Origin of the sequence: Lactiplantibacillus fabifermentans DSM 21115 (genome assembly GCF_000498955.2) — a bacterium.
Lineage (GTDB): Bacteria > Bacillota > Bacilli > Lactobacillales > Lactobacillaceae > Lactiplantibacillus > Lactiplantibacillus fabifermentans.
The window spans coordinates 1-693 of sequence record NZ_AYGX02000114.1 but is presented as its reverse complement, the minus strand read 5'-3'; the positions used below and the strand labels follow the sequence as shown (position 1 = coordinate 693).

2 protein-coding genes are annotated in these 693 nt (G+C 42.7%); both read left to right on the top strand.

Translation table 11 applies throughout. The features are described 5' to 3' along the window. Window positions 1-360 (top strand): ORF6C domain-containing protein (locus DY78_RS10360; RefSeq protein WP_024626238.1); only part of this gene is annotated, 360 nt, incomplete at its 5' end. Window positions 361-384: 24 nt separating this feature from the next. Continuing rightward, complete coding sequence (locus DY78_RS16165; RefSeq protein ID WP_156404119.1) at window positions 385-522, top strand: hypothetical protein; 138 nt, start codon at window positions 385-387, stop codon at window positions 520-522. Window positions 523-693: the final 171 nt, after the last annotated feature.

Below are 693 nucleotides of genomic sequence, written 5' to 3'. Positions count from 1 at the left end.
ATTGCACGATTGGCACTGCAAGCCAATGAGGAAACTAACCAACGCCTGGATAGCGTGGAGGGCGATGTGAAAGACCTCAAGGAGAACCAAGTTATTCCAAATCCTGAATATAGTGCGCTTAACCGGCGTGTTAATCAGCGCGTGTCGGAAGTCGCACATAGCTATGGCCATATCACACAGAAACAACGAGGTGAGCTGTTCAAGGATATTGGCAGTGGAATCAAGAAGATTGCTAACGTGAGCGCTCGGTCAATGCTACGCAAGAAGGACTACCAGATGGTAATGGATTTCATCAACGACTGGGAGCCATCTACAGCAACTAAAACGATTATTCGGCAGACGTCACTTAGATTCGACTAGCAGCCAGCATAGGAGGCGAGTTAGATGGAACTAACAATTAAAGGTACACCGGAAGAAATAAAAAGCGTGCTCCAAGCTATTGGCGGTAGCAAGGAACACGAAAATACAACAAATAATACTAAAAAATATATTGATCCAACCACAGGTAAGGAAGCTATTTAAGTTCCTGTTTCAATTGGCCATATATTTTTAAAGTAGTTTTCACGATATCACTCGGCTGTAAGGTAGCTGGAGCATGTCCCTTATCAGCTATGATTGATTCGGTATTTGTTCTTAAAAGAGTATCTGTAAGGTTTGCCGCAACATTTAGCAATTCTTTGTCAGTCATAAGTT

Coding starts and splice junctions, on each gene's coding strand:
- DY78_RS16165 (WP_156404119.1), top strand. CDS start 385: ATGGAACTAACAATTAAAGGTACACCGGAAGAAATAAAAAGCGTGCTC.